The sequence below is a fragment of the Eikenella sp. NML120348 genome, from assembly GCF_001648435.1.
Classification (GTDB): domain Bacteria; phylum Pseudomonadota; class Gammaproteobacteria; order Burkholderiales; family Neisseriaceae; genus Eikenella; species Eikenella exigua.
The window spans coordinates 213370-236870 of the sequence record NZ_LXSP01000003.1 but is presented as its reverse complement, the minus strand read 5'-3'; the positions used below and the strand labels follow the sequence as shown (position 1 = coordinate 236870).

Genomic DNA, 23501 nt, shown 5'->3' with positions numbered 1-23501 from the left:
AAAATGCTCCCGCCCGTTTTCAAAGCACCGCCACGCCCTCATCGCCCAAAAACTCCACCGGCTCGAACAGCGGCAACAACCGTAGGTCAGATTCTTGAATCCGACACTCCACCCAAAGGCTACCTGAAAAACCGAGTACTTGCGGCTTTCAGGTAGCCTCCGGGCTTCCGGTAACACCATCAAGACAAACAAAACGCTTGCGGAATCATGCTCCGCAAGCGTTTTGTTGTTGGAGGGCGCGGGCTAGGGGCTACCTGAAAGTGCCGGCGCCAAACCGACAGCTACAGCTTGTGGCACAAATCGCCGATGGCGAAGCCCTGCCAATCTGGGTCGATATTTCGGCTGAAGGCGATGGCTTTGAAGAGCTCGCCCATTTCCTGCGGGGCAAGGAGGGTTTGGCAGGCGGCGGTGCGGATGTAGGCTTCGCTTTCGGGTTCGCCTTGGGCGGCAAGCAGGTCGGTGAGGCCGAGGTTGAGCAGGAAGGCGGCCTGGGTGGTGTAGCCGATGAGGTCGAGCCCGGCTTGGCAGGCAGCTTCGGCGATAGCGGTGAAGTTGATGTGGCAGGTGAGGTCGGTGAGGCCGATGTGTTCGAAGGGGTTGTGCACGGCGTGGTGGCGGTAGTGGCCTATGAGGGTGCCGCCGCTGCGCTGGGGGGATGGTAATACTGGGCGGCGTCGAAGCCGTGGTCGATAAAGAGCAGGGCGCCGCGCGTGAGGCGTTGGGCGAGGGTGCGGATAAAGGCTTTCTAGCGCAGGTGCAGTTCGCTGGTGTGGCCGTCAATGGCGGGCAGCAGCTCTTAGGCGGAGAGTAGGAGTTTTTCGGGTAGGGGCGCTTTGCCATTGGAATTGTTGGTTTGCATCCAGCCCCACGCCCGTCAGTTGCCATTGGCCGCTTTGATAACGCACGATGTCCAGGGCATAGTATCGAGCACTTCGTTGCCGATGACGAGGCTGTCGAATTCTACGGGCAGTTCGGTGAGCCATGTGATTTGGTGCTGATGTTGTATCAGGCCACACAGTATTTGTGAGGCGCCGAGGGCTTTGGGGCCGGGGCAGACATATAGAGCTGTTCATAGAGCAATTATGCGAATAATCTGGAAAACGTGCGCAATTATAAAGGCTTGCTGCTAGGAGGCAAAATTTGGGTTGCGTGGAAAACGACAGGCATGATGATTGAGACTAACTATCTTATGTAAAAACAGTTTGTTAATCGTGGATTTTTACGGTGTTTGTAATTGACCGATGCCGCTGCTTTGCCGTATAGTGTCGCTTCGTGGGGAATTGTGGGGCAAAGTGCCTTTTCAGTTCCAAAAATCAACCGAAGGTGGGAAAAAGTGTTTGGCGGCGTACATGAATTGAGCATCGACAGCAAGGGGCGCTTGGCGATTCCGGCCAAGTTCCGCGACTTGCTCGCGCGCCACTACACGCCGTCTTTGGTGGTTACCGTGGAAGCGCGTACGCATCTGGTGATGTATCCGGAAGCAGAGTGGCAGAAAACGGCGGAAAATTTGCAGGCGATGAATGTGTCGGGCAATCCGGTTGCCAGAATGTTCCGTGATTTGATGCTGAACCACGCCGAAACGCTGGATTTGGATGCTTCAGGCAGAATTTTGCTGCCACCGAGCCTGCGCCGCCGCGTGCAGTTTGATAAAGAAGTAACGCTGGTGGGTCGTGCCGACCGGCTAGAGTTGTGGAACCGCGAACGTTGGGAAGCCAATATGAACGCAGTGCTGGATATGGATCCGGATGAATTGGCCGAACAGCTCGATAAAGCTGGGTTCCGCCTATGAGCGCGCAGGAATTGGCGCACGTTACCGTGCTTTTACACGAGGCGGTGGACGCTTTGGCAGTGAAGCCGGACGGCGTGTATGTGGACGGCACTTTCGGCCGCGGCGGGCACTCCCGCCTAATTCTGTCGAAGCTGGGCGCAGACGGCCGGCTGGTGGTGTTTGATAAAGACCTGCAGGCTATTGCCGTGGCACGGCAGCTGGCGGAAGCAGACAAGCGCGTGCAAGTGGTGCACGGTGGGTTTTCCGGCTTTCAGGTAGCCTTAAAAGGATTGGGTATTGAAGCGGTGGACGGTGCGCTGTTTGATTTGGGCGTGTCTTCGCCTCAGATCGATGATGCCGAACGCGGCTTCAGCTTCCGTTACGATGCGCCGTTGGATATGCGGATGGATACTACGCGCGGCCAAACCGCCGCGCAATGGCTGGCCGAGGCCGGCGAAGAAGAGATTCGCGAGGTAATCAGAGATTATGGTGAAGAGCGGTTTAACAGCCAGATTGCGCGTGCCATTGTGCAGCAGCGGCAAGAGCGCCCCATCCTTACAACCGGCCAGCTGGCGCAGTTGGCGGCACAAGCCGTCCGTACTCGCGAACGTGGCCAAGACCCGGCGACGCGGACGTTTCAAGCCATTCGGATTTTCATCAACCGTGAGCTTGAAGAAATAAGCGCGGTGCTGCCGCAGGCTGCAGGCTACCTGAAAACCGGCGGGCGTTTGGCAGTGATTGCCTTCCATTCGTTGGAAGACCGGATAGTGAAACAGTTTATCCGCCGCCACAGCCGCCCGATGCCGCTGCCCAAGTGGGTGATGGTGCGGGAAAGCGAACGCCCCGAGCCGCCTTTGCGGGAAATCGGCAAAGCGCAGCGGGCTTCGGCAGCAGAAACCGCAGCCAATCCGCGAGCACGCTCCGCTGTGTTGCGTGTGGCCGAGCGGACGGCGGGAGAATTTGTAGATGAATAAGCTGAATATCATGCTGTTTGTGTTGGCGGTGCTCTCCGCATTGGGCGTGGTGTCGGTGCAGGACAGCTCGCGCGAATCGTTTATTGTGCTGGAAAAAGAGCACCAGCGGCAGGCAGATTTGGAAGAGGAATACCGCCGCTTGCAGTGGCAGCAGGCCAAGTTGGCCAACCATAGTTTCATCAAAGAGTTGGCTCAGCAGCAACAGTTGCAGCCACCCACCATGCAGAACACCAAAATCGTGCGTCTGCAATATTAAATAGGCGAATGAAGCTAATAAAAGTAGTTGAATAATATTAAAAAGCAGTTTTGCTGCCGTGTGGGCGGCAGCGTAGAGAGTAAATACCATGCTGATTAAAAGCGATTACAAGCCGCAGATGCGGCAGAAGCCAGTTAAACAGAAGAAGCCGGTTAGCACCAATGGCCGGATTGCCTTTGTTTTGCTGGTTTTTGCTTTGGCTTTCGCCTCAGCGGCGGGCTGGAGCGTACATTTGCATACGGTGGAGCAAGATCGCCTGCAAACCGAAGGCAATAAGCGTTTTGTGCGCACTTTGGTGCAACAGGCCAATCGCGGCACGATTACCGACCGCAACGGCGCAGTGCTGGCCTTAAGCGCGCCCACCGATTCGCTGTATGCCATCCCTTCTGCCATGGAAAAAATGCCCAGCCAGGAGCAGCTGGAGCAGCTTTCCGAAATCATTGAAGTGCCGGTGGAAACCATTGCCGACCGCCTGGCGCGCACCAATAGCGACTTCGTATTTTTGAAACGACAAATGAGCGCGGAAACCGCTGCCAAAGTACGTGCTTTGAAAATTGAGGGCTTGGCCTTCCAAACCGAGCCTAAGCGGCAATATCCGATGGGCAATTTGTTCTCCCACGTTATCGGCTTCACCAATATCGACGGCAAGGGTCAAGAAGGTTTGGAGCTCTCGCGCGAAGACGACCTGCGCGGCCAAGACGGCGCGCGCGTGGTGCTGCGTGACAATAAAGGCAATTATGTCGATCAATTGGATTCGCCGCGCAACCGCGATGCGGTAGACGGGCGCAATATGGTGCTCTCGCTGGATCAGCGCATTCAATCGCTGGCGCACGATAAATTGGCGCAGGCTGTTGCCTATCATCAGACCAAAGCCGGCACCGCTGTGGTGTTGGATGCGCAAACCGGCGAAATCCTTGCTCTGGTAAACCTGCCGGATTTTGATCCAAACCAGCCCGGCGGTGCTGAAATCGCCCTGCGCCGCAACCGCGCGGTAACCGATATGATCGAGCCTGGCTCGGCCATGAAACCTTTCCCGATTGCCAAAGCCTTGGATTCGGGCAAAGTGAACGAGAATATGGTGTTCAACACCAATACTTATAATATCGGCCCGGCTACCGTGCGCGATACGCACAACTACCCTTCGCTCACCCTGCGCGGCATCATGCAGAAATCTTCTAACGTGGGCGTGAGCAAGCTTTCGGCCATGTTTAAGCCAGAAGAGATGCACGATTTTTATAAATCAGTCGGTTTCGGCCGCCGCATGCACTCCGGTTTCCCCGGCGAATCGCCTGGCTTGGTTCGCGACTGGCGCAACTGGCGGCCCATCGAGCAGGCTACCATGTCGTTCGGCTACGGCTTGCAGATGAGCCTGCTGCAGCTGGCACACAGCTACACCATCTTCACCAGCGACGGCAAACTTTTGCCGGTGAGCTTCCTGCGCCAGAGTACCGCGCCGCAGGGCGAACAGGTGATTAAGCCTGAAACCGCACGTGCCATCCGCCGCATGATGGTATCCGTTACCGAGCCCGGCGGTACCGGTACGCAGGGTGCTGTGCCCGGTTTCAACGTGGGCGCGAAAACCGGTACTGCACGCAAACTGGTGGGCGGCCGCTATGCCGACAACAAACACATGGCCACCTTCATCGGTTTCGCCCCTGCCGAGCATCCGCGCGTGATTGTGGCGGTGAACATCGACGAGCCTACCCAAAACGGCTATTACGGCGGCCTGGTGGCCGGGCCGGTGTTTAAAGACATCATGGCTGGTTCGCTGAATATTCTGGGCGTAACGCCCACCAAACCTGTGCAGCAAGTCGCTGCCAAATAAATCGGTGCTTGGAGCCGACCATGTATTGCTTGAAGGACAAACAGTTTGACTTGCCCGACAACTGCACCCTGCCGCCCAATGTGGCGGCGGGGTGCATTTTGCGTATGGACAGCCGCCTGGTGCAGCCGGGCGACGTATTCGTGGCCTGCCAGGGCGAATATGCCGACGGCCGAAACTATATTCCCGCCGCGATTGCCAATGGCGCAGCAATGGTGTTTTGGGACAGCGGCGACGGTTTCGCCTGGCGGCCGGAGTGGCAAATCGCCAATCTCGGCGTGCCGCACCTGAAGCAAAACGCCGGCCTGCTGGCAGCCAAGCTCTACGGCAATTTTTCAGGTAGCCTTTCTTGCTGGGGGGTAACCGGCACCAACGGCAAAACCTCGATTTCGCAATGGCTTGCCCAAGCCGCCGATTTGCTCGGCACGCCCTGCGCCATCATCGGCACGGTGGGCAACGGTTTCTGGGGGCGGCTCGAAGAAACCACCCACACCACGCCCAACCCCGTGCGCGTGCAAACCCTGCTGCACCAATTCAAACAGCAGGGTGCAAAAGCCGTGGCGATGGAAGTGTCCAGCCACGGCCTCGACCAAAACCGCGTGGTCGGCACGCCCTTCTCCTCCGCCATCTTCACCAACCTCACCCGCGACCATCTCGATTACCACGGCAGCATGGCCGCCTATGGTGCCAGCAAGGCCAAGCTGTTCTATTGGCAGAGCCTTCGGCACGCCATCATCAATACGGACGACGAATTCGGCCGCGAACTGGCTGCCGGGCTGCGTGCCGACCGCCCAAGCCTGAACGTGTACGGCTACGGCTTCAATGAACAAGCCGATATCCGCATCACCCGCTTTGCCGCTTCCGCCCAAGGCATGCAGGTCGCCTCCGATACGCCTTGGGGCAGCGGCGAAATCCACAGCCGGCTCTTAGGGCGGTTCAATGCGCAAAACCTTGCCGCCTGCGTCGGCCTTTTGTGCGCCGAAGGCTATGCGCTGCCCGACGTATTGCACGTGCTCGCACAAATCCGTCCCGCCACCGGCCGTATGGACTGCATCAGCCGTGCAGGCCGCCCGCTGGTGGTGGTGGACTATGCCCACACGCCCGACGCGCTGGAAAAAGCGCTGGCTACCCTGCGCGAAATCAAACCGCAGGGCGCGAACCTGTGGTGCGTGTTCGGCTGCGGCGGCAACCGCGACCGCGGCAAACGCCCGCTGATGGGCAGCGCCGCCGCACAGGGCGCGGATAAAGTGGTGATCACCAGCGACAACCCGCGCATGGAAGAGCCGCAAGACATCATCGCCGACATCCTGCCTGCCGTGCCGCAGCCCGCACTGGTGGAGGCCGACCGCCGCGTCGCCATCCAAACCGCCATCCGCCGCGCCATGCCGCAGGATATCGTGCTGATTGCCGGCAAAGGCCACGAAACCTATCAAGACGTACAGGGCGAGAAGCACCATTTCTCCGATTTTGAAATCGCCGAAGCCGCGCTGGATGAGGTTACCTGAAAACAGGCGTATCGGATTTTCAGGTAGCCTTTTGAGCTTGCCACAGGCTACCTGAAAGTATTAATACCTTTTCAGGTAGCCTGCCGCCCCGTAATATTTTCAATGGAATTCCCATGCCCACACTTGATTTAGCCTTTGTTTGCCGCGCCCTGAACCTGCCCGCGCCGCAGCACAACCGCCCCATCCGCCGCGTTATCACCGACAGCCGCCAAGCCGCTGCTGCCGACGAGCGCGGCACTGATTTGTTTGTTGCCTTGGTGGGCGATAAACACGATGCCCACGATTTTGTGCCTGCCGTGTTGGCGCAGGGCGCTTTGGCACTGGTATCGCGCCAAGACTGCGCCGCGCTTTCAGGTAGCCTGCCGGTGGCCGATACGTTGGTGGCACTGCAAACCCTGGCTGCCGCTTGGCGCGAAGCGGTGAACCCGCTGGTGCTCGGCATCACCGGTTCTTCCGGCAAAACCACGGTGAAGGAAATGCTGGCCGCCATTCTGCGCCGCCAGTTCGGCGAAGCGGCCGTGTTGGCTACCGCCGGCAATTTCAACAACCACATCGGCCTGCCGCTCACCCTGCTTGCCCTGCGGCCGCAGCAGCGTTATGCCGTTATCGAAATGGGCATGAACCATTTCGGCGAGCTTGATGCGCTCACCCGAATCGCCCGCCCCGATGCCGCGCTGGTCAATAACGCCCTGCGCGCGCATATCGGCTGCGGTTTCGACGGCGTGGGCGATATTGCCCGCGCCAAAAGCGAAATCTACCGCGGGCTACCTGAAAGCGGCACGGCGCTGATTCCGGCGGAAGACGAATATGCCGAAGTGTTCCGCGCCGCCTGCCGCGCCCTGAATTTGCGCCAAATCGAATTCGGCGTGGACAAGGGCGAAGTGCATGCCGAAAACGTCCGGCTGCTGCCCTTGGGCTGCCGCTTCGATTTGGTGTGGCAAAACCAACGTGCGGCGGTAGAACTGCCGGTGCCGGGTAAACACAACGTGGCCAATGCCGTGGCTGCGGCCGCGCTGGCTTTGCAGGCGGGCGTGGGGCTACCTGAAAGCGCCGCCGCGCTGGCCGGGTTTGCCAATATCAAAGGCCGTTTGCAACGCAAGGCCGGCCTGCGCGGCAGCACGATTATCGACGACACCTACAACGCCAACCCCGACAGCATGAGGGCCGCGCTGGATGTGTTGGCCGGGCTGCCTGCGCCGCGCATTTTCGTGATGGGCGATATGGGCGAATTGGGCGACGGCGAAGCCCCCGCCCTGCATGCCGAAATCGGCCGCTATGCGCGGGATAAGGGCATCGAAGCCGCTTATTTTGTGGGCGATTTCAGCGTGGAGGCTGCCGAGGCTTTCGGCGCGGCCGGGCTGTGGTTTGCCGCCAAAGACCCGTTGCAGCAGGTGCTGGTGCACGAATTGCCGGAGCAGGCTTCGGTGTTGGTGAAAGGTTCGCGTTTTATGCAGATGGAAGAGGTGGTGGCCGCCTTGCAGGGCCATGAAGCGTAGGCCGCACGGCGGTTATCCGCTATATCCGGCCAGCAACCACTACGACCCGATCCGCCGCCGGTTTTTCAACCCCGAGCCCAAACGCCGGCTGCAGCCGCTGGATTTCGGCGGGGCGTTCAAAATGCTCAGCCGCCAAGGCCGCTTTCCCGCGCAGCCGCTGCCGTTTGCCAAGCCTGATTTTGCCGCCTTCGTGCGGCAGGAAAGGCTACCTGAAAACGAGCGGAGCGAGTTTCGCCAAAACGAGCAGAGCGAGTTTCTGCGCAGCAAAAACGAACAAAAGGCACGGTTTGTTTGGTTCGGCCATTCCACCCTGCTGATGCGCGTGGCCGGGTTGAACATCATCACTGACCCCGTGTTCGGTATGAGCGCCGCACCGAACAACAAAATGTTCCGCCGCTTCCAGCCGCCGCCCGCCGCACCGCACGAACTGCCGCCACTCGATATCATCCTCTACAGCCACAACCACTACGACCATTTGGAGGAATCCTTTGTGCGCAGCGTGGCAGACAGCGGGGTGCATTTCCTGGTGCCACTGGGCATGGAAGTGCTGCTGCGCCGCTGGGGCGTGAAGGCGGAAAACATTTCGGCGGCGGATTGGTATCAGAGCCATACCGTCGGCGGCGTAACATTCACCGCCACTCCCGCCCGCCACGACAGCTCGCGCAACCTGGCCGACCACAACCGTATGCTGTGGGCGGGCTGGGCTATCGAAGGCGGCGGGCAGCGGCTTTATTTCAGCGGTGATTCGTCCTACGGCAGCCACTTCGCCGACATCGGCCGGCATTTTGGCGGCTTCGACCTGGCCTTTATGGAAAACGGCCAATATGACCGCCGCTGGCCGGACAACCACATGTTCCCCGGGCAAACCGTGCAGGCCTCCATCGACGTGGGCGCGCGCCGCATGATGCCGATTCACTGGGGCGCCTTCAGCCTGGCCATGCACGATTGGAACGAACCCGTGCGCCGCAGCATCCCGCTGGCCATCGAGCGCGGCCTGCCGGTGCTCACGCCGCTAATCGGGCAGGTGTTTGATGCGGATATGGAAACTGAATTGTGGTGGGAAGAGGTGTGAGCGGTTCGGACAAATTCGGCTTCGTTTGCTTTCAGGTAGCCTTACTGGTTCAAAGTGGGCTGAAACAAAAACAGCCATGTTGGTAACCCAAGCTCAAGCGCACATAAATTCCGCCAAAGCGGTAGCCAAGCCTTCCGGATTTTCCCAAGACATCGAGTGCCCGGCATCGGCAATCACGGCGCAGGGAATACCGTATTGAAGGATAAGGTCGTAGTCTGTGTTGGGCAGGGAACGATCGCCAACTAAATAAATTTTGCGTTGGGGCAGGGAGGAGAGGCGGTGCAGCCAATCGGGCGATATACCGTTCACTAAATGATATGCACTACGCCACAATGCCCACGGGGCAGCACTTTGTAGGCTGCCCGCCCACGGCGAGGGTTCGTTATTTAGCAGTTCGGCATAGCCATTGTGGATGAAATACGCTTCATTCTGTGCGGTAATGTTGCGGCTGAATATGCCGCCGCCAGCAATCAGGTTGCATTCGCTTACCATGAGTCCGCGCACACGGCTGCCGAGCTGTTCGGCGGCTTCAATAGCGATGCTGCCACCCATGCTGTGCCCATAGAGATAGAAGTGCGGCAAGTTAAGATGGTTGGCCAGTTCGGATACGATTGCGGCTTGCGCACTGGTGGAATAGGAAAAATCCTGTGGGCGTTCACTGTAGCCGTGACCTGCCAAGTCAAGCAGGATAGTGCGGCGGCCTGCCAAGGCCGGGCTGGCAGCGATGCGGGGGTACTCGTAGCTGGCAGCGCAGCCTAGGCCGTGGATAAATAGGCAAGGGATACTGTTTCTGCCTGCATGGGCTGGTAGATCCATAAATCGGATGCGGCAGCGTGCGCTGTGGGAGTGCATGGTTTGCATAGTTTGTACCTCGCATGGCAGTGGGAATTTCGGTTTTCAGGTAGCCTCTCTTGGGTAGCGGCTTGGTTTATAATGCCATATTTTCTTGTTTCACAGTGGATGCAATACGGGCAATTGTGATTTTCAGGTAGCCTTTCCCGCCCTGGGCAACTTGAGTTAATAAAATGATTTAAGGAAGTTTTATGCTTTTATGGTTGGCCAAGCTCAGCAACTGGATTTCGGCGCTGAACATTTTCCAATACACCACTTTCCGCGCGGTGATGGCGGCGCTCACGGCTTTGGCGTTCAGCCTGATGCTGGGGCCGTGGACCATCCGCAAGCTCACCGAGCTTAAAGCCGGTCAGGCCATCCGCAGCGACGGGCCGAAAACCCATTTGGCCAAGGCGGGCACGCCCACTATGGGCGGGGTGCTGATTTTGGTGTCGATTACGGTGTCCACGCTGTTGTGGGGCAATGTGTCGCACCCGTATATCTGGATTTTGCTCGGCGTGTTGCTGGGCACGGGCGCGCTGGGGTTCTACGACGATTGGCGCAAGGTGGTGTATAAAGATCCGCACGGCGTGTCGGCCAAATTTAAGATGGTGTGGCAGAGCAGCGTGGCGCTGGCGGCAGGGGTGCTGCTGTTTTATGTGGCGAGCAATTCGGCAAACAATATTTTAATCGTGCCGTTTTTTAAGCAGGTGGCGCTGCCTTTGGGCGTGGTGGGCTTTGTGGTGTTGTCGTATTTCACCATTGTAGGCACGTCCAACGCGGTAAACCTGACCGACGGCCTGGACGGCCTGGCGGCTTTCCCGGTGGTGTTGGTGGCCGGCGGGATGGCGGTGTTTGCCTATGCCACCGGGCACTGGCAGTTTGCACGCTATCTGCAGCTGCCTTTTGTGCCGGGGGCGAACGAGGTGATGGTGTTCTGCGCGGCCATGTGCGGCGCGTGTTTGGGCTTTTTGTGGTTCAACGCGGCGCCGGCGCAGGTGTTTATGGGCGATGTGGGCGCGTTGGCGCTGGGCGCGGCGCTGGGCACAGTGGCGGTGATTGTGCGGCAGGAATTTGTGCTGGTGATTATGGGCGGGCTGTTTGTGGTGGAGGCTTTGTCGGTGATGCTGCAGGTGGGTTGGTATAAGAGAACCAAAAAACGCATCTTCCTGATGGCGCCGATCCACCACCATTTCGAGCAGAAGGGCTGGAAGGAAACGCAGGTGGTGGTGCGCTTTTGGATCATCACCATCGTGCTGGTGCTGGTGGGCTTGAGCACATTGAAAATTCGTTAAACGGTTTTCAGGTAGCCTTATCGGGTTAAAGAGAGGCTACCTGAAAGCAGATACGGTAAGCTGCTGTGAAGCCAAAACCCGTTGCAACCCAATTTAAAGAACCCAGGTTATGCTGCTACATATGCTAATTTTGCTGGCCTTTGCCAAAATGCAGGATTTCGCTGAGGATTCCTGTGCTTGGCAATGGGCGCTGGCTTTTGCCGTTGTAACTTTTTTATTCGGCCTGTTTGGCGGCCCCTGATTGCGGCAGTTATTTCCGCCGTGATTTGGGGCTTGTATTCATGGGGCTATTTCGCCCTGCTGCGGCAGATGGCAGACAGTTTGATTTTGTGGCTGATGGTGTGCATCGGCGGGATTATGCTGCCGTGGCTGCTGTTGCTGAAGTTGCTGGCTAATACAGCCGTGCAGTAAAGGCTACCTGAAAGCGCAAGCCTCAACGAAGTGAAAATAAGCGAAGCTAAAGCTGAGAAAGCAGCCGCCCGCAGGTAAACCGGGTGGCATGGAGAATAGAATGAAAAGCGAATGGCAAAACCAAAAAATCCTCGTGGCCGGGATGGGCGGCAGCGGCATTTCCATGTTGGATTTCCTGCGCCGCAAAGGCGCGGCGGTAGCTGCTTATGATGCCGACTTCCCCGCCGCCAAACGGGCCGAATTGCAACAGCGTTTCCCCGGCCTGGCCTGCCACACAGGCTACCTGAAAACCGCATTGGCCGAAGGCTTCGACATTCTTGCACTCAGCCCCGGCATCAGCGAGCGCACGCCTGAAATCGAAGCCTTCAAACAGGCCGGCGGCCGTGTGCTGGGTGATGTGGAGATCTTGGCGCACGAGCTTTCCGGCAAGCGCGACAAAATCATCGCCATCACCGGCAGCAACGGCAAAACCACCGTAACCAGCCTAGTCGGCCATTTGTGCCGCGAATGCGGGCTGGATACCGTGGTGGCCGGCAACATCGGCACGCCCGTGCTCGAAGCCTATGAAGACCGGCAGGAGCAGAGTGCCGATATGTGGGTGCTCGAACTTTCCAGCTTCCAGCTGGAAAACACCGACCATTTGAACGCCGCCGCCGCCGCCGTGCTCAATATTTCCGAAGACCACCTCAACCGCTACGACGACCTGCTCGACTACGCCCACGCCAAAGACAAAATCTTCCGTGGCAGCGGCGTGCAGGTAATCAATGCCGACGATGCGCTGTGCCGCGCCATGAAACGCAGCGGCTGCGAAGTGCGCCGCTTTTCGCTGCAGCAGGAAACCGATTATTGGTTTGACGCCGCATCGGGCTACCTGAAACACGGCACGGAAATGCTGATTGCCGCCGCCGATATTCCGCTGCAAGGCCTGCACAACGCCGCCAACGTGCTGGCCGCGCTGGCTTTGTGCGAAGCAATCGGCCTGCCGCGCGAGCAGCTGCTGCGCCATGTGCGCACCTTCAAAGGTCTGCCGCACCGCGTGGAAAAAATCGGCGAGAAAAACGGCGTGGTGTTTATCGACGACAGCAAAGGTACCAATGTGGGCGCCACTGAAGCCGCCATCGCCGGCCTGCAAAGCCCGCTGTTTCTGATTGCCGGCGGGCAGGGCAAAGGGCAGGATTTCACCCCGCTGAAAAACGTGCTGCCCGGCAAATCCCGTGCCGTACTGCTCATCGGCGAAGACGCGCCGCAAATCCGCCACGACCTGGCCGGCTGCGGCGTGGAGATGATGGATTGCGCCACCCTGCAGGAGGCCGTGCAAACCGCCTACCGCCTGGCCGAACCCGGCGACATCGTGCTGCTTAGCCCCGCCTGCGCCAGCTTCGATATGTTTAAAGGCTATGCACACCGCTCGCAGGTGTTTATTGAGGCGTTTGAGGCTTTGTGATGTTTTCAGGTAGCCTTTGCTAAGGCCAAAGGGCTACCTGAAACCCTGTTTTATTGATTTTTTGAAGCAACTTGAAGTACCCGATGATTACCGAATCCAAACTCCTCGACCGCAAAATCCTGCGCCACGGCCACACCATCGATCAATCGCTGCTGTGGCTGGTGGTGCTGATGCTAGGCTTCAGCCTGGTGATGGTGTATTCCGCCTCGGTGGCCTTTGCCGGGCTGGGCGGCGGCCATAAGTGGGCGTTTCTCATCCGCCAGGCAGCTTATATCAGCGTGGGCGGCGGGGCAGCCTGGGCGGCGTTTCGGGTGCCGATGCGTACTTGGCAGAAGTATTCGATGGTGTTGCTGGTAATCAGCCTGCTGATGCTGATTGCGGTGCTGCTGGTGGGGCGCGATGTGAACGGCGCACGGCGTTGGATTCCTTTGGGTGTAGCCAATTTGCAGCCGAGCGAATTTTTCAAGCTGGCGGTGATTCTTTATCTTTCCGGCTTTTTTATGCGCCGTGCCGAAGTGTTGCAGCATTTGAAGAAAGTGTGCTGGGTGGCGCTGCCGGTGGGTTGCGGGCTGGGGCTGATTATGCTGCAGCCAGATTTCGGCTCGTTTGTGGTGGTGTCGGTGATCAGCGTGGGATTGTTATTTTTGGTGGGGCTGCCGTTTCGCTGGTTTATCGTGGTGGTGCTGGCCGGCTTGAGCGGCATGGTAACATTGGTGTTGATTTCGCCCTACCGCATGGCGCGTGTGACCGCCTTCCTCGATCCGTGGGCCGACCCGCTGGGCAGCGGCTACCAGCTCACTCATGCGCTGATGGCCATCGGGCGTGGCAGTTGGACGGGCGTGGGTTTGGGCGCGGGGCTGGAAAAACGCTTCTACCTGCCCGAGGCGCATACGGATTTCATCACCGCCGTTATCGGCGAGGAATTCGGCTTTCTCGGCATGATGCTGCTCACTGCCTGCTATCTGTGGCTGGTGTGGCGCGCGTTTTCTATTGGCAAGATGGCGCGCGACTTGGAGCAGTTTTTCGGTGCGTTTGTGGCCAGCGGCGTGGGCATCTGGCTGGGCATTCAGAGTTTTTTCAATATCGGTGTGAACATCGGCCTCTTGCCCACCAAAGGGCTGACCCTGCCGTTGATTTCCTTCGGCGGCTCGGCGCTGGTGGCCATGCTAATAGCTGTGGCGCTGCTGCTGCGGGTGGATTATGAAAACCGGCGCAAAATGCGCGGTTTTGAAGTGTGAGGAGCCGAATATGGGCGTGAAAACCTTTTTGCTGATGGCCGGCGGTACCGGCGGGCATATTTTCCCCGCGCTGGCGGTGGCCGCCGCACTGCGCGAACGCGGGCACAAGGTGGTGTGGCTGGGCAGCGAGGGCGCGATGGAAATGTGCATTGTGCCGCAGCATGGCATCGAAATTGAAACCCTGGCCATCAAAGGCGTGCGCGGCAACGGCCTCAAGCGCAAGCTGATGCTGCCGTTCACGCTGTGGCACACCATCCGTGCGGCGCGGCGCATCATCTGCAAGCATCAGGTGGACGGCGCCATCGGCTTCGGCGGCTTCGTTACCGTGCCCGGCGGCATGGCGGCCAAGCTGTGCGGCGTGCCGTTGGTGATTCATGAGCAAAATGCCGTGGCCGGGCTTTCCAACCGGATTTTAGCCAAGCTGGCCAGCCGCGTGCTGTATGCCTTTCCCAAGGTATTTAGTGATGAAAACGGGTTGGTGGGCAACCCTGTGCGCACTGATATTGTCGCACTGCCTGCGCCGCAAGAGCGGTTTGCCGAGCGTTCAGGTAGCCTGAAGCTGCTGGTTACTGGCGGTAGTTTGGGTGCGGATATTCTCAACCGCCTGCTGCCCGAAGCGCTGGCTTTGCTGCCTGCCGAGCAACGTCCGGAAGTGTGCCACCAAAGCGGGCGCGGTAAGCTGGAAGGTTTGCGCCAGCGTTATGCCGAAGCCGGCGTACAGGCTGAATGTAGCGAGTTTATCGATGACATGGCCGCGGCCTACGGCGCGGCGGATTTGGTGGTGTGCCGCTCCGGTGCGCTTACCATTGCCGAGCTGGCTGCTGCCGGCGTGGGTGCGCTGCTTGTACCCTATCCCTATGCGGTGGACGACCATCAAACCGCTAATGCCTGCTTCGTGGCTGCCAGCGAGGCCGGGCTGCTCTTGCCACAGAGCGAGCTGACTGCCGAGAAGCTGGCTTCCGTACTCTTGGGCCTAAACCGCGACATTTGCCGCCAATGGGCGCAAAACGCCCGCCAGGTGGCCAAACCGGACAGTGCGGCCAAGGTGGCGGAAGCGGCACTGGCGGCGGTGGGCGGATGATTGGTTGAGGCTACCTGAAAAGCGGTTTTGAAGATTCAGGTAGCCTCAAATAACAAATGGAACCCAATGTTCGATTGCTTGAAAAGCAAAAGCCGCTGCCAAACCGGGCAATTGAATGTGCTATTGGCAAGCCTGCTTGATGATTGGCATGGTAGATGGCTTAAAGGCTTTGCTTGGTTTGTGCTCCGGGCGGCTATTTTCAGGTAGCCTCAGCAGCAATATGGGCTTTTCTCCCGCTCGTGTTGTATCAAAAAATGTTTATCCGCTATACAATAACAATTTTGTCTGCAATGGCTGCCCGGGAAGCAGTGATAAAAGTGATAAATATGAAGCAACGAGTAAAACGCATTCATTTCGTCGGTATCGGTGGCTCGGGCATGTGCGGCCTGGCCGAGGTGCTGTATAAAGAATTCGACGTATCCGGCTCGGATCAGGCACAAAGCGCGGTAACGCGCCAGCTGGCCGATATGGGCATCAAGGTGTTTCACGGCCATGCGGCAGAGCATATCGAAGGCGTGGACGTGGTGGTTACCTCCACCGCCATCAAGCCGGATAATCCGGAAGTGTTGGCTGCCCGCAAGGCAAGCATTCCGGTAATTCCGCGCGCCATGATGCTGGCGGAGATTATGCGCTTCGGCCAGGGCATCGCCATTGCCGGCACGCACGGCAAGACCACCACCACCAGTCTCACTGCCTCCATCCTCACTGCTGCCGGCCTCGATCCGACCTTCGTTATTGGCGGTAAGCTTACCGCTGCGGGCACCAACGCCAAGCTTGGTGGCGGGCAGTATATTGTGGCCGAGGCCGACGAATCAGACGCCTCATTCCTGTATCTCACGCCTGTGATTACTGTGGTGACCAATATCGACACCGACCACATGGACACCTACGACCACAGTGTGGACAAGCTGCACCAGGCCTTTGTGGAATTTGTGCACCGTATGCCGTTCTACGGCAAGGCATTTTTATGTATCGACAGCGAGCATGTGCGCGCCATCCTGCCGGAGATCCAGAAACCGTTTGCCACCTATGGTTTAGACGAAACCGCCGATATTTACGCCGATAATGTGCACAGCGAAGGCGCGCAGATGTGCTTTACTGTGCACCTGAACAAACGCCTGATCGCGCCGTTTGAAGTGCGGCTGAATGCGCCGGGGCGGCACAATGTGCTCAATGCGCTGGCTGCTATCGGTGTGGCGCTGGAGTGTGGTGCGGATGTGGAAGCCATCCAGCGCGGCCTGGCCGGTTTCGGCGGCGTGGGACGGCGCTTTCAGAGCTACGGCGAAATCAAGCTGCCGCAAGGCGGCAGCGCCTTGGTGGTCGACGACTACGGCCACCATCCGGTGGAAATGGCTGCCACGCTCTCCGCCGCACGCGGCGCTTATCCCGAACGCCACCTGGTGTTGGCATTCCAGCCGCACCGCTATACCCGCACCCGCGATTTGTTTGAAGACTTCGTACGCGTGCTGAACACCGCAGATGCAGTGGTGCTCACCGATGTATACGCCGCCGGCGAAGAGCCGATCGTGGCCGCCGACAGCCGTGCACTCACTCGTGCCCTGCGTGTGGCTGGCAAACTGGAGCCGATTTACTGCGCCGACGTGGCTGATATGCCCGCCACCCTGCTCAATATGCTGCAAGATGGCGACCTGCTGCTGAATATGGGCGCAGGCAGCATCAACAAAGTACCGCAGGCCTTGCAGGATTTGGCGGCGTATGGATAATTTCCTGAAACGCCGCCAAGAGGCGCGGCAGCGTGCCGCTGCTTTTTGGCAGAGCTGGCAGTGGGAACAGTTCTGGCAGTCTGGCGGTGGCGTGGCGTTGGTGAACAGCGGCAACTACCTGCTGCACCACTATTTCCCCGGCGTATTTTTGCAGGCCGTTTCGGATTATGCTGTTGATGCTGGTTCGAAGTTTCAGGTAGCCTTCAGCAGCGGCGGGCGGTTGGAGCCGATGACCGACGCGGTATTGCTGGCCGAGGCTGCGCCACCGGGTTTGCCTTTCGGCGTGCAGGCGCTGCTGCGGCGCTGCCGGGCTGACGAACTGCCGCAGCGCAAGGCCGGTTTCGGCAAAACGCAGCTTTCCGGCAGCCAGTTTCAGGTAGCCTGCGCACCAGGCAGCGATGGCCTGGTGCATTTGCAGGTTTTTGTGAACGATAATCCTGTTGGCACGGATGCCGACGACCGCCGGCTGGCGGTGTGGCTGCTTTTGGCGCAGGCCTTGGGGCAGTGGGATTTAAACGTGAAAACCGGCTATGTGGAGCTGGTGGAGCAACCGCCTCGGGGTGCGCTGCCGCTGGCCAGGCTGCCCGCTGCTTTTGATAAGTTGTGGCGTGCCCAGCTGGGGCACAACGGCGTGTATCCGAGCGGCGAGGCTGAGTTCCGCGTGTATGGCGCGGAAAACGATGATGGCGAGCCGGCCAAGATTTTGGTGCGCAACGAATCGGCTGCTTCGCTGTTGGGGCGTGCCGATTTGGCCTGGTGTTTGAGCGTGCGCTGTGAAGTGTACGACGACATGAGCCAGGCTCTGGCGCAGGAATTGGCACACGAGTTTTCCGGCTGCGTCGGGCAGCACGAGCAGGGTATCCTCACCGCCATGCTGGCTGATGCGGAAAAAGGCGAATACATCGCCTTTGCCATGGTGACCGAGCCGGAAGGATTGTGGGAAAAGGTGCGGGAAATCACCGCACGTTATGAGCGGCTGGACGCACGGGCCAACTGTGTGTTTGACCCGTCATGGCGGCATTACCGCCTGCAAGGATAAAAGATGACAAAATCAGATACCAACGAAGCCGCAGGCCAGCGCAGCCTGAGCGAATGGCAAGATAATGCCCATTGTTTCTGGACGGTGTGGCGGTGCGAAGAGGCGCGGCTTGCAGCGTTGGAAGCCCCGGTAGCTTTCGTTACCGAGGCCAACAGCCTGCTGCACGAATACTGCCCCGGAGTGGTGGTGGAGTTGGAAGGACAGCCGGCCGACGGCGCGCTGGTGTTCAGCGCCAACGGCGATTTGGAACACTTTCCGCAAGTGCTGACGCTGATTGCCACGGCAGCGGAATCCACCGAGCGTTCGGTACTGTGTTTCCGCCAGCGGCTGGGCTCGTCGGAGCAGTTCGCCATCCGCATGGGCGGCGTGGAAATGCAGGCGGCGGATATTTTGGTACGCTGCGAAGAATGGCGCGGCCTGCCCGCGCTGGACGTGGCTTTTGCCAAGCCGCCCAAGGCAGAAGATTTGGAAGTCGCGCAGCGTCTGGCGCTGATTATGCTCGACCATGTATTGGGCGAGTGGGATGCGGTGGTGAAAGTGGGCGCACTGGATTTTGTGGATACCGCGCTGCCGGAAGCCGTGCCGCTGCACAGGCTACCTGAAAAATTAGACGAAGTATGGAAAGCCTTGGGGCGTGATGCGCTCTATCCCGAGCCGGAATGGCAGTATACTGCCTATCAGCGCGATGAAGACGAAGAACATGAACAAGATGCCCTGGTGCTGCTGCGTAATGAATCGGCCAATGGCCTGCTGGGCCGGGCGGATATGGGCTGGTGCGTTTCCGTGCGCTGCGAAATCAACGGCGAAGACGCGTTGATGGCAGCCTACCGGCTGCAAGACGAATTCGACGCCGAAGCCTGCCACCAGCAGCAAGGCATCGGTACGATTGCCGTAACCAACCTCACGCGGGGTGAGCGCACCATATTTGCCGCTACCGGCGAGCCGGAGCGCCTCATGGAAAAAGCGCAGGCACTGTGCGAGCAGTTTGCCGAACTCAAGCCGCAGGCTGCGTGCGAATACGACCCGAGCTGGCGGCATTACCGGTTTTAAGTTTTCAGGTAGCCTTTCAGACGGGCGTTTGATGAGGCTACCTGAAAGTAGAAGCAAGAAAGAAGCAAAGCAAATGAACAAGCAGTTTGGCAAGGTGGCCGTATTGAACGGCGGATTCTCCAGCGAGCGCGAAGTGTCGCTCGATAGCGGCGCGGCCGTATTGGCCGCCTTGCAGAGCCGGGGCATCGATGCCCACCGGTTCGACCCGAAAGAGCAAGATATCCTGCAACTGAAAGCGCAGGGTTTTCAGGTAGCCTTCAATGTGCTGCACGGCACTTATGGCGAAGACGGCACCGTGCAGGCGCTACTCGATTCCATCGGCATCCCCTACACCGGCTGCGGCATGGCTGCCTCCGCACTGGGCATGGACAAATACCGCTGCAAACTGATTTGGCAGGCGCTCGGCCTGCCTGTACCCGATTTCGCCGTGTTGCACGATGATACCGATTTTGCCGCCGTGGAAGCCGAACTCGGCCTGCCGATGTTTGTGAAGCCCGCCGCTGAGGGCAGCAGCGTGGGTGTGGTGAAAGTGAAACAGCCTGGTGAGTTACCTAAAGCATACAGTGAGCTGCACGAACGCCGCCTGCACGGCGAAATCATCGCCGAACGCTTTATCGACGGCGGCGAATACACCTGTGCCGTGCTCGGCCAACAGGCGCTACCCAGCATCCGCATCATCCCGGCCACTGAGTTTTACGATTACGATGCCAAGTATTTCCGCGACGACACGGTGTACCAATGTCCCAGCGATCTGGACGAAGCTGGTGAGGAGGAAATCCGCCGCTTGGCCAAAGCGGGCTTTGAAGCCATCGGTGGGCGCGGCTGGGGTAGGGTGGATTTCCTGCGCAGCCGAAGCGGAAAGCTTTATTTGTTGGAAATCAATACAGTGCCGGGCATGACTAGCCACAGCTTAGTGCCGAAAGCTGCATCGCAAACCGGCTTGAATTTTGCCGACTTATGCGTTGAAGTATTGAGCCATGCGATTTTGGGATAATGCCGGCGCGCTCAAACGCATCTACAGCAGCCTCTATCTTCTGGCTGGCGTCGGCCTGATTGCGGTGGTGGTGATGTGGATGATGAATTCGCCATATTTCCCGGTGAAACTGGTGAAAATCGACGGCGACCTGCACCGCTTAAGTGCCGCCCAGCTGCAACAAACCGCCCATCTCCACATCCGCGGCAATATATTCAAAGCCGATTTGAACGAAGCACGGCAGGCGTTTGAAACGCTGCCTTGGGTGGCCAAGGCGGAGGTGCGCCGAATCTGGCCGGATACGGTGCAAATCCGGGTGGAAGAGCGGCAGCCTGTGGCGCGCTGGGAAGGCGGCGGGTTGGTAGATAGCGAAGGCAAAGGCTTTGATGCCCCCACCGATGAAAACTTTCCCGTATTTGCAGGCACGCCGGGAATGCGTAAAATTATGGTGGAGGAATTTCTTGAGTTCCAAGCCATCTTGGCGCCGACTAATTTGAAAATCAGCCGCATGGACTACAGCTCGCGCTCCTCACGGGAGCTGACTTTGGAAAACGGCATCCGGCTGCATCTTGGCCGCGTCGACGCGCCAAACCGTTTGCGCCGCTTTGTGCAGGCGTGGCATGAGATTTTGAAAGAACGCGCAGCAGACGTGCAATACGTGGATTTACGCTATAAAGACGGTTTCGCTGTGCGCTACAAACAGGACACAGCAGATGAAGACAACAACAGCAACCAACAACCGCAATCGGGCGGGCATGGCTGAAACAATTATTTTTTTCCTACCAGGCGGCGAGCTGCAAACAGTATTGAGTAATATGGCAAGTCGGGCCAATGTAGTAGGAAGAAATAAGTGCTTTAGCTATAAACAACCATTTCAACAATAAGCGAGACAGAGTTATGTCAAACAACAAACAACTGGTGGGCGCGCTGGACATCGGCACCTCGAAAACCATCGTTTTAATCGGTGAAGTGCAAAACGACGACGAAATCCATATTATCGGCTTCGGCCAGACGCCGTCGCACGGCCTGAAGGCCGGCATGGTGACCAATATCGATGCCACCGCCCAAGCCATCACCCAGGCCATGGAAGAAGCCCAGCTGATGGCCGACTGCCAAATCGGCAGTGTGGTAACCGGTATTGCCGGCAACCATATCCGTAGCATGAATTCGCAGGGCGTAGTGAAAATTAAGGAAGGCGAGGTGATGCAGGCCGATATCGATCGTGCCATCGAAACCGCCAAGGCTGTAAATATCCCGCCAGATCACCAGATTTTGCACACTGTGGTACAGGAGTACATCATTGATAACCAGCCCGGTGTGCGCGAGCCCATCGGTATGAGCGGTGTGCGGCTGGATACACGCATCCATATCGTAACCGGCGCGGTTACTGCCATGCAGAACATTCAAAAATGTATCGAACGCTGCGGCCTGCACATCGACAATATGATTCTGCAGCCCTTGGCCAGCGGCCGTGCTGTGCTGACTGAAGACGAGAAAGAACTGGGCGTGTGCGTCATCGATATCGGCGGTGGTACGACCGATATCGCCGTGTACACCAACGGTGCTATTCGCCATACTGCTGTGATTCCGGTGGCCGGAGACTTGATTACCCGTGATTTGGCGCAAGCCCTGCGCACCCCTTATAACGCTGCCGAATACATCAAAATCAACCATGGCGTGGCCTTGGCTACTGGTGATGGTTTGGATGAAATGATTGAAGTGCCCAGCGTGGGCGATCGCAGCCCGCGCCAGATTTCACGCCGTGTGTTGGCCAGCGTTATCGGCCCGCGTGTGGAAGAAATTTTGGAGCTAACCCGCAATGAGCTGCACCGTTCCGGCTTCCCCGAAGAAGTGCTCACCTCGGGCGTGGTACTCACCGGCGGTGCATCTTTGCTCTCCGGCGTGGTGGAACTAGCCGAAGACGTGTTCAACCTGCCCGCCCGCATTGGAGTGCCACAGGAAATGGGCGGCTTGTCAGAGCGTATCCGCAATCCGCGCTATGCTACCGCCATCGGCCTTCTGCAAACCGCTGCCGAGTACAGTAATCAACATGGCGCGCACAACATCGTAAGGCAGGCCGCAGACGGCGATTCTATTTTCTACCGTCTCAAAGAGTGGCTGAAAAACAATTTCTAAGCTTTTTGCTTATTCTTGCACACAAAATCCGTTCAAACCTTTATAATACGGGCGATTTCAGTTTTCAGGTAGCCTTCCGGGGCGCAAAAGGAGTGTTAAATGCAGTTGGTTTATGATGTTGTCGAATCCGCAGCCAGTCCGGCGGTCATTAAAGTTATCGGTATTGGTGGCGGTGGCTGTAATGCTATTAACAATATGATAGACAACACGGTACAAGGCGTTGAGTTTATTAGTGCCAACACCGATGCCCAATCTTTACAGGGCAGCAAAGCGCCTAAACGTATCCAGTTGGGTACTAACTTGACCAAAGGTTTGGGTGCCGGCGCCAATCCGGAAACCGGCCGCAATGCTGCGTTGGAAGATCGTGAAACTATTGCGGATGCCATCCAAGGCGCCAATATGCTGTTCATCACCACTGGTATGGGTGGTGGTACCGGCACTGGTGCTGCTCCGGTGGTGGCCGAAATCGCTCGCGAGCTGGGTATCCTGACCGTGGCTGTGGTTACCCGCCCGTTCGAACACGAAGGCAAACGTATCCAGATCGCCAAAGACGGCTTGGAAACCCTGAAAAACCAAGTAGACTCGCTCATTGTTATCCCGAACGACAAGCTGATGACCGCCCTAGGCGAAGATGTAACTGTGCGCCAGGCATTTCGTGCCGCCGATAACGTGTTGCGCAACGCGGTGGCCGGTATTGCCGAAGTGATTACCTGCCCCGGTATGATCAACTTGGACTTCGCTGACGTACGTAATGTAATGGGTATCATGGGCATGGCCATGATGGGTTCTGGTTTCGCACAAGGCATCGACCGTGCCCGTTTGGCTACCGAGCAGGCAATTGCCAGCCCGCTGCTGGACAATGTAACGCTGGAAGGCGCGCGTGGCGTGTTGGTGAACATCACTACCGCCCCCGATGGTCTGACCATGAAAGAGTACAAAGAAATCATGTCGGTAGTGAGCGAATATGCTCATCCTGATGCCGAATTGAAATACGGTACAGCCGAAGATGCTGCCATGCAGGAAGGCGAAATCCGCGTTACTATCATTGCCACCGGCCTGAAAGAGCAGGGCGATAACAGCCAGAGCAGCAACCTGCGTATGGTGAAATCTGCTCAAGCCACCGGCACAGACGGCGCATTCCCGGAAATCGACAGCGTTATCCGCTCCGGCCGCACTGCCCGTACCATGAATTTGGCTGCTTCTGATTTTGCCAACCAGTCTGTGTTGGACGATTTCGAAATTCCGGCGGTGATCCGCCGCCAGGCTGATTAAGCCCAGTTTGGTTCTTAATAAAACCTGCCTCGAAAGAGGCAGGTTTTTGCTCATTTGATATTTTAAGGCTACCTGAAAGGAGAGGGGTGCTTTGGTTTCGATGAAAATAGCTAA

22 protein-coding genes are annotated in these 23501 nt (G+C 58.1%); 20 read left to right on the top strand and 2 right to left on the bottom strand.

From position 1 onward, the window contains the following. Nucleotides 1-281: 281 nt before the first annotated feature. Nucleotides 282-605 carry an SAM-dependent methyltransferase gene (locus tag A7P99_RS10460; RefSeq protein ID WP_067447611.1) on the bottom strand — a complete coding sequence of 108 codons (324 nt, stop codon included), beginning with the start codon at nucleotides 603-605 and terminating at the stop codon, nucleotides 282-284. 50 nt (nucleotides 606-655) lie between these two features. On the opposite strand from A7P99_RS10460, the gene A7P99_RS10455 reads away from it, so the two are divergent. From A7P99_RS10455 to A7P99_RS06310, 8 genes are all read left to right on the top strand, one after another. Further along, nucleotides 656-811, top strand: coding sequence for a hypothetical protein (locus A7P99_RS10455; RefSeq protein ID WP_231863727.1), 156 nt, complete (start codon nucleotides 656-658; stop codon nucleotides 809-811). 522 nt (nucleotides 812-1333) lie between these two features. Further along, a complete protein-coding gene (gene mraZ, locus A7P99_RS06340) occupies nucleotides 1334-1789 on the top strand; it encodes a division/cell wall cluster transcriptional repressor MraZ (RefSeq protein WP_067440455.1) in 456 nt (151 codons plus the stop codon). After that, nucleotides 1786-2742, top strand: coding sequence for a 16S rRNA (cytosine(1402)-N(4))-methyltransferase RsmH (rsmH, locus tag A7P99_RS06335; RefSeq protein ID WP_067686985.1), 957 nt, complete (start codon nucleotides 1786-1788; stop codon nucleotides 2740-2742). Before mraZ ends, rsmH begins: the two co-directional genes overlap by 4 nt. Then, the gene (gene ftsL, locus A7P99_RS06330; protein ID WP_067686982.1) at nucleotides 2735-2998 is read left to right on the top strand and encodes a cell division protein FtsL; all 264 of its coding nucleotides are present in this window, start codon (nucleotides 2735-2737) and stop codon (nucleotides 2996-2998) included. The genes rsmH and ftsL overlap by 8 nt, the downstream gene beginning before the upstream one ends. A gap of 88 nt (nucleotides 2999-3086) precedes the next feature. After that, nucleotides 3087-4823 (top strand): penicillin-binding protein 2, encoded by a 1737-nt coding sequence (locus A7P99_RS06325; RefSeq protein WP_067686979.1) that lies wholly within the window; start codon nucleotides 3087-3089, stop codon nucleotides 4821-4823. Between the two features lie 20 nt (nucleotides 4824-4843). Beyond that, on the top strand, nucleotides 4844-6325 hold the full coding sequence (locus A7P99_RS06320) for a UDP-N-acetylmuramoyl-L-alanyl-D-glutamate--2,6-diaminopimelate ligase (protein WP_067447617.1): 1482 nt from the start codon (nucleotides 4844-4846) through the stop codon (nucleotides 6323-6325). 113 nt (nucleotides 6326-6438) lie between these two features. Continuing rightward, the gene (gene murF / locus A7P99_RS06315) at nucleotides 6439-7821 is read left to right on the top strand and encodes a UDP-N-acetylmuramoyl-tripeptide--D-alanyl-D-alanine ligase (protein ID WP_067686976.1); all 1383 of its coding nucleotides are present in this window, start codon (nucleotides 6439-6441) and stop codon (nucleotides 7819-7821) included. Continuing rightward, nucleotides 7811-8893 carry an MBL fold metallo-hydrolase gene (locus tag A7P99_RS06310; protein WP_067528373.1) on the top strand — a complete coding sequence of 361 codons (1083 nt, stop codon included), beginning with the start codon at nucleotides 7811-7813 and terminating at the stop codon, nucleotides 8891-8893. The genes murF and A7P99_RS06310 overlap by 11 nt, the downstream gene beginning before the upstream one ends. Nucleotides 8894-8986: 93 nt before the next feature. On the opposite strand, the gene A7P99_RS06305 is transcribed toward A7P99_RS06310, so the two are convergent. Then, complete coding sequence (locus A7P99_RS06305) at nucleotides 8987-9754, bottom strand: alpha/beta fold hydrolase (protein WP_067447620.1); 768 nt, start codon at nucleotides 9752-9754, stop codon at nucleotides 8987-8989. Nucleotides 9755-9936: 182 nt separating this feature from the next. Here A7P99_RS06305 and mraY point away from each other — a divergent pair, with 182 nt between their 5' ends. The 12 genes from mraY to ftsZ all read left to right on the top strand — a co-directional run bounded on the left by mraY (nucleotide 9937) and on the right by ftsZ (nucleotide 23387). Further along, the gene (gene mraY, locus A7P99_RS06300) at nucleotides 9937-11019 is read left to right on the top strand and encodes a phospho-N-acetylmuramoyl-pentapeptide-transferase (protein ID WP_064088707.1); all 1083 of its coding nucleotides are present in this window, start codon (nucleotides 9937-9939) and stop codon (nucleotides 11017-11019) included. A gap of 261 nt (nucleotides 11020-11280) precedes the next feature. Then, nucleotides 11281-11430 (top strand): hypothetical protein, encoded by a 150-nt coding sequence (locus tag A7P99_RS10450; RefSeq protein ID WP_231863728.1) that lies wholly within the window; start codon nucleotides 11281-11283, stop codon nucleotides 11428-11430. 100 nt (nucleotides 11431-11530) lie between these two features. Further along, nucleotides 11531-12874 carry a UDP-N-acetylmuramoyl-L-alanine--D-glutamate ligase gene (gene murD, locus A7P99_RS06290; RefSeq protein WP_067447621.1) on the top strand — a complete coding sequence of 448 codons (1344 nt, stop codon included), beginning with the start codon at nucleotides 11531-11533 and terminating at the stop codon, nucleotides 12872-12874. A gap of 83 nt (nucleotides 12875-12957) precedes the next feature. Next, entirely contained in the window at nucleotides 12958-14112 is a 1155-nt protein-coding gene (gene ftsW, locus A7P99_RS06285) for a putative lipid II flippase FtsW (RefSeq protein ID WP_067528375.1), read from the top strand. Between the two features lie 10 nt (nucleotides 14113-14122). Next, nucleotides 14123-15193: an undecaprenyldiphospho-muramoylpentapeptide beta-N-acetylglucosaminyltransferase gene (murG, locus tag A7P99_RS06280; RefSeq protein WP_067447625.1), complete on the top strand. Its 1071-nt coding sequence runs from the start codon at nucleotides 14123-14125 to the stop codon at nucleotides 15191-15193. Between the two features lie 326 nt (nucleotides 15194-15519). Next, nucleotides 15520-16917: a UDP-N-acetylmuramate--L-alanine ligase gene (gene murC / locus A7P99_RS06275; protein WP_067686973.1), complete on the top strand. Its 1398-nt coding sequence runs from the start codon at nucleotides 15520-15522 to the stop codon at nucleotides 16915-16917. Continuing rightward, the gene (locus A7P99_RS06270; RefSeq protein ID WP_067528379.1) at nucleotides 16910-17956 is read left to right on the top strand and encodes a hypothetical protein; all 1047 of its coding nucleotides are present in this window, start codon (nucleotides 16910-16912) and stop codon (nucleotides 17954-17956) included. Before murC ends, A7P99_RS06270 begins: the two co-directional genes overlap by 8 nt. Before the next feature lie 3 nt (nucleotides 17957-17959). Continuing rightward, the gene (locus A7P99_RS06265; protein WP_067447631.1) at nucleotides 17960-19006 is read left to right on the top strand and encodes a hypothetical protein; all 1047 of its coding nucleotides are present in this window, start codon (nucleotides 17960-17962) and stop codon (nucleotides 19004-19006) included. Nucleotides 19007-19079: 73 nt separating this feature from the next. Next, nucleotides 19080-20000 carry a D-alanine--D-alanine ligase gene (locus A7P99_RS06260; protein WP_067447633.1) on the top strand — a complete coding sequence of 307 codons (921 nt, stop codon included), beginning with the start codon at nucleotides 19080-19082 and terminating at the stop codon, nucleotides 19998-20000. Beyond that, nucleotides 19984-20742: a cell division protein FtsQ/DivIB gene (locus tag A7P99_RS06255; protein ID WP_067447635.1), complete on the top strand. Its 759-nt coding sequence runs from the start codon at nucleotides 19984-19986 to the stop codon at nucleotides 20740-20742. The genes A7P99_RS06260 and A7P99_RS06255 overlap by 17 nt, the downstream gene beginning before the upstream one ends. 134 nt (nucleotides 20743-20876) lie before the next feature. Beyond that, on the top strand, nucleotides 20877-22115 hold the full coding sequence (ftsA, locus tag A7P99_RS06250; RefSeq protein WP_067447637.1) for a cell division protein FtsA: 1239 nt from the start codon (nucleotides 20877-20879) through the stop codon (nucleotides 22113-22115). 99 nt (nucleotides 22116-22214) lie between these two features. Next, nucleotides 22215-23387 carry a cell division protein FtsZ gene (gene ftsZ / locus A7P99_RS06245; protein WP_067447640.1) on the top strand — a complete coding sequence of 391 codons (1173 nt, stop codon included), beginning with the start codon at nucleotides 22215-22217 and terminating at the stop codon, nucleotides 23385-23387. The last annotated feature ends 114 nt before the right edge of the window (nucleotides 23388-23501 follow it).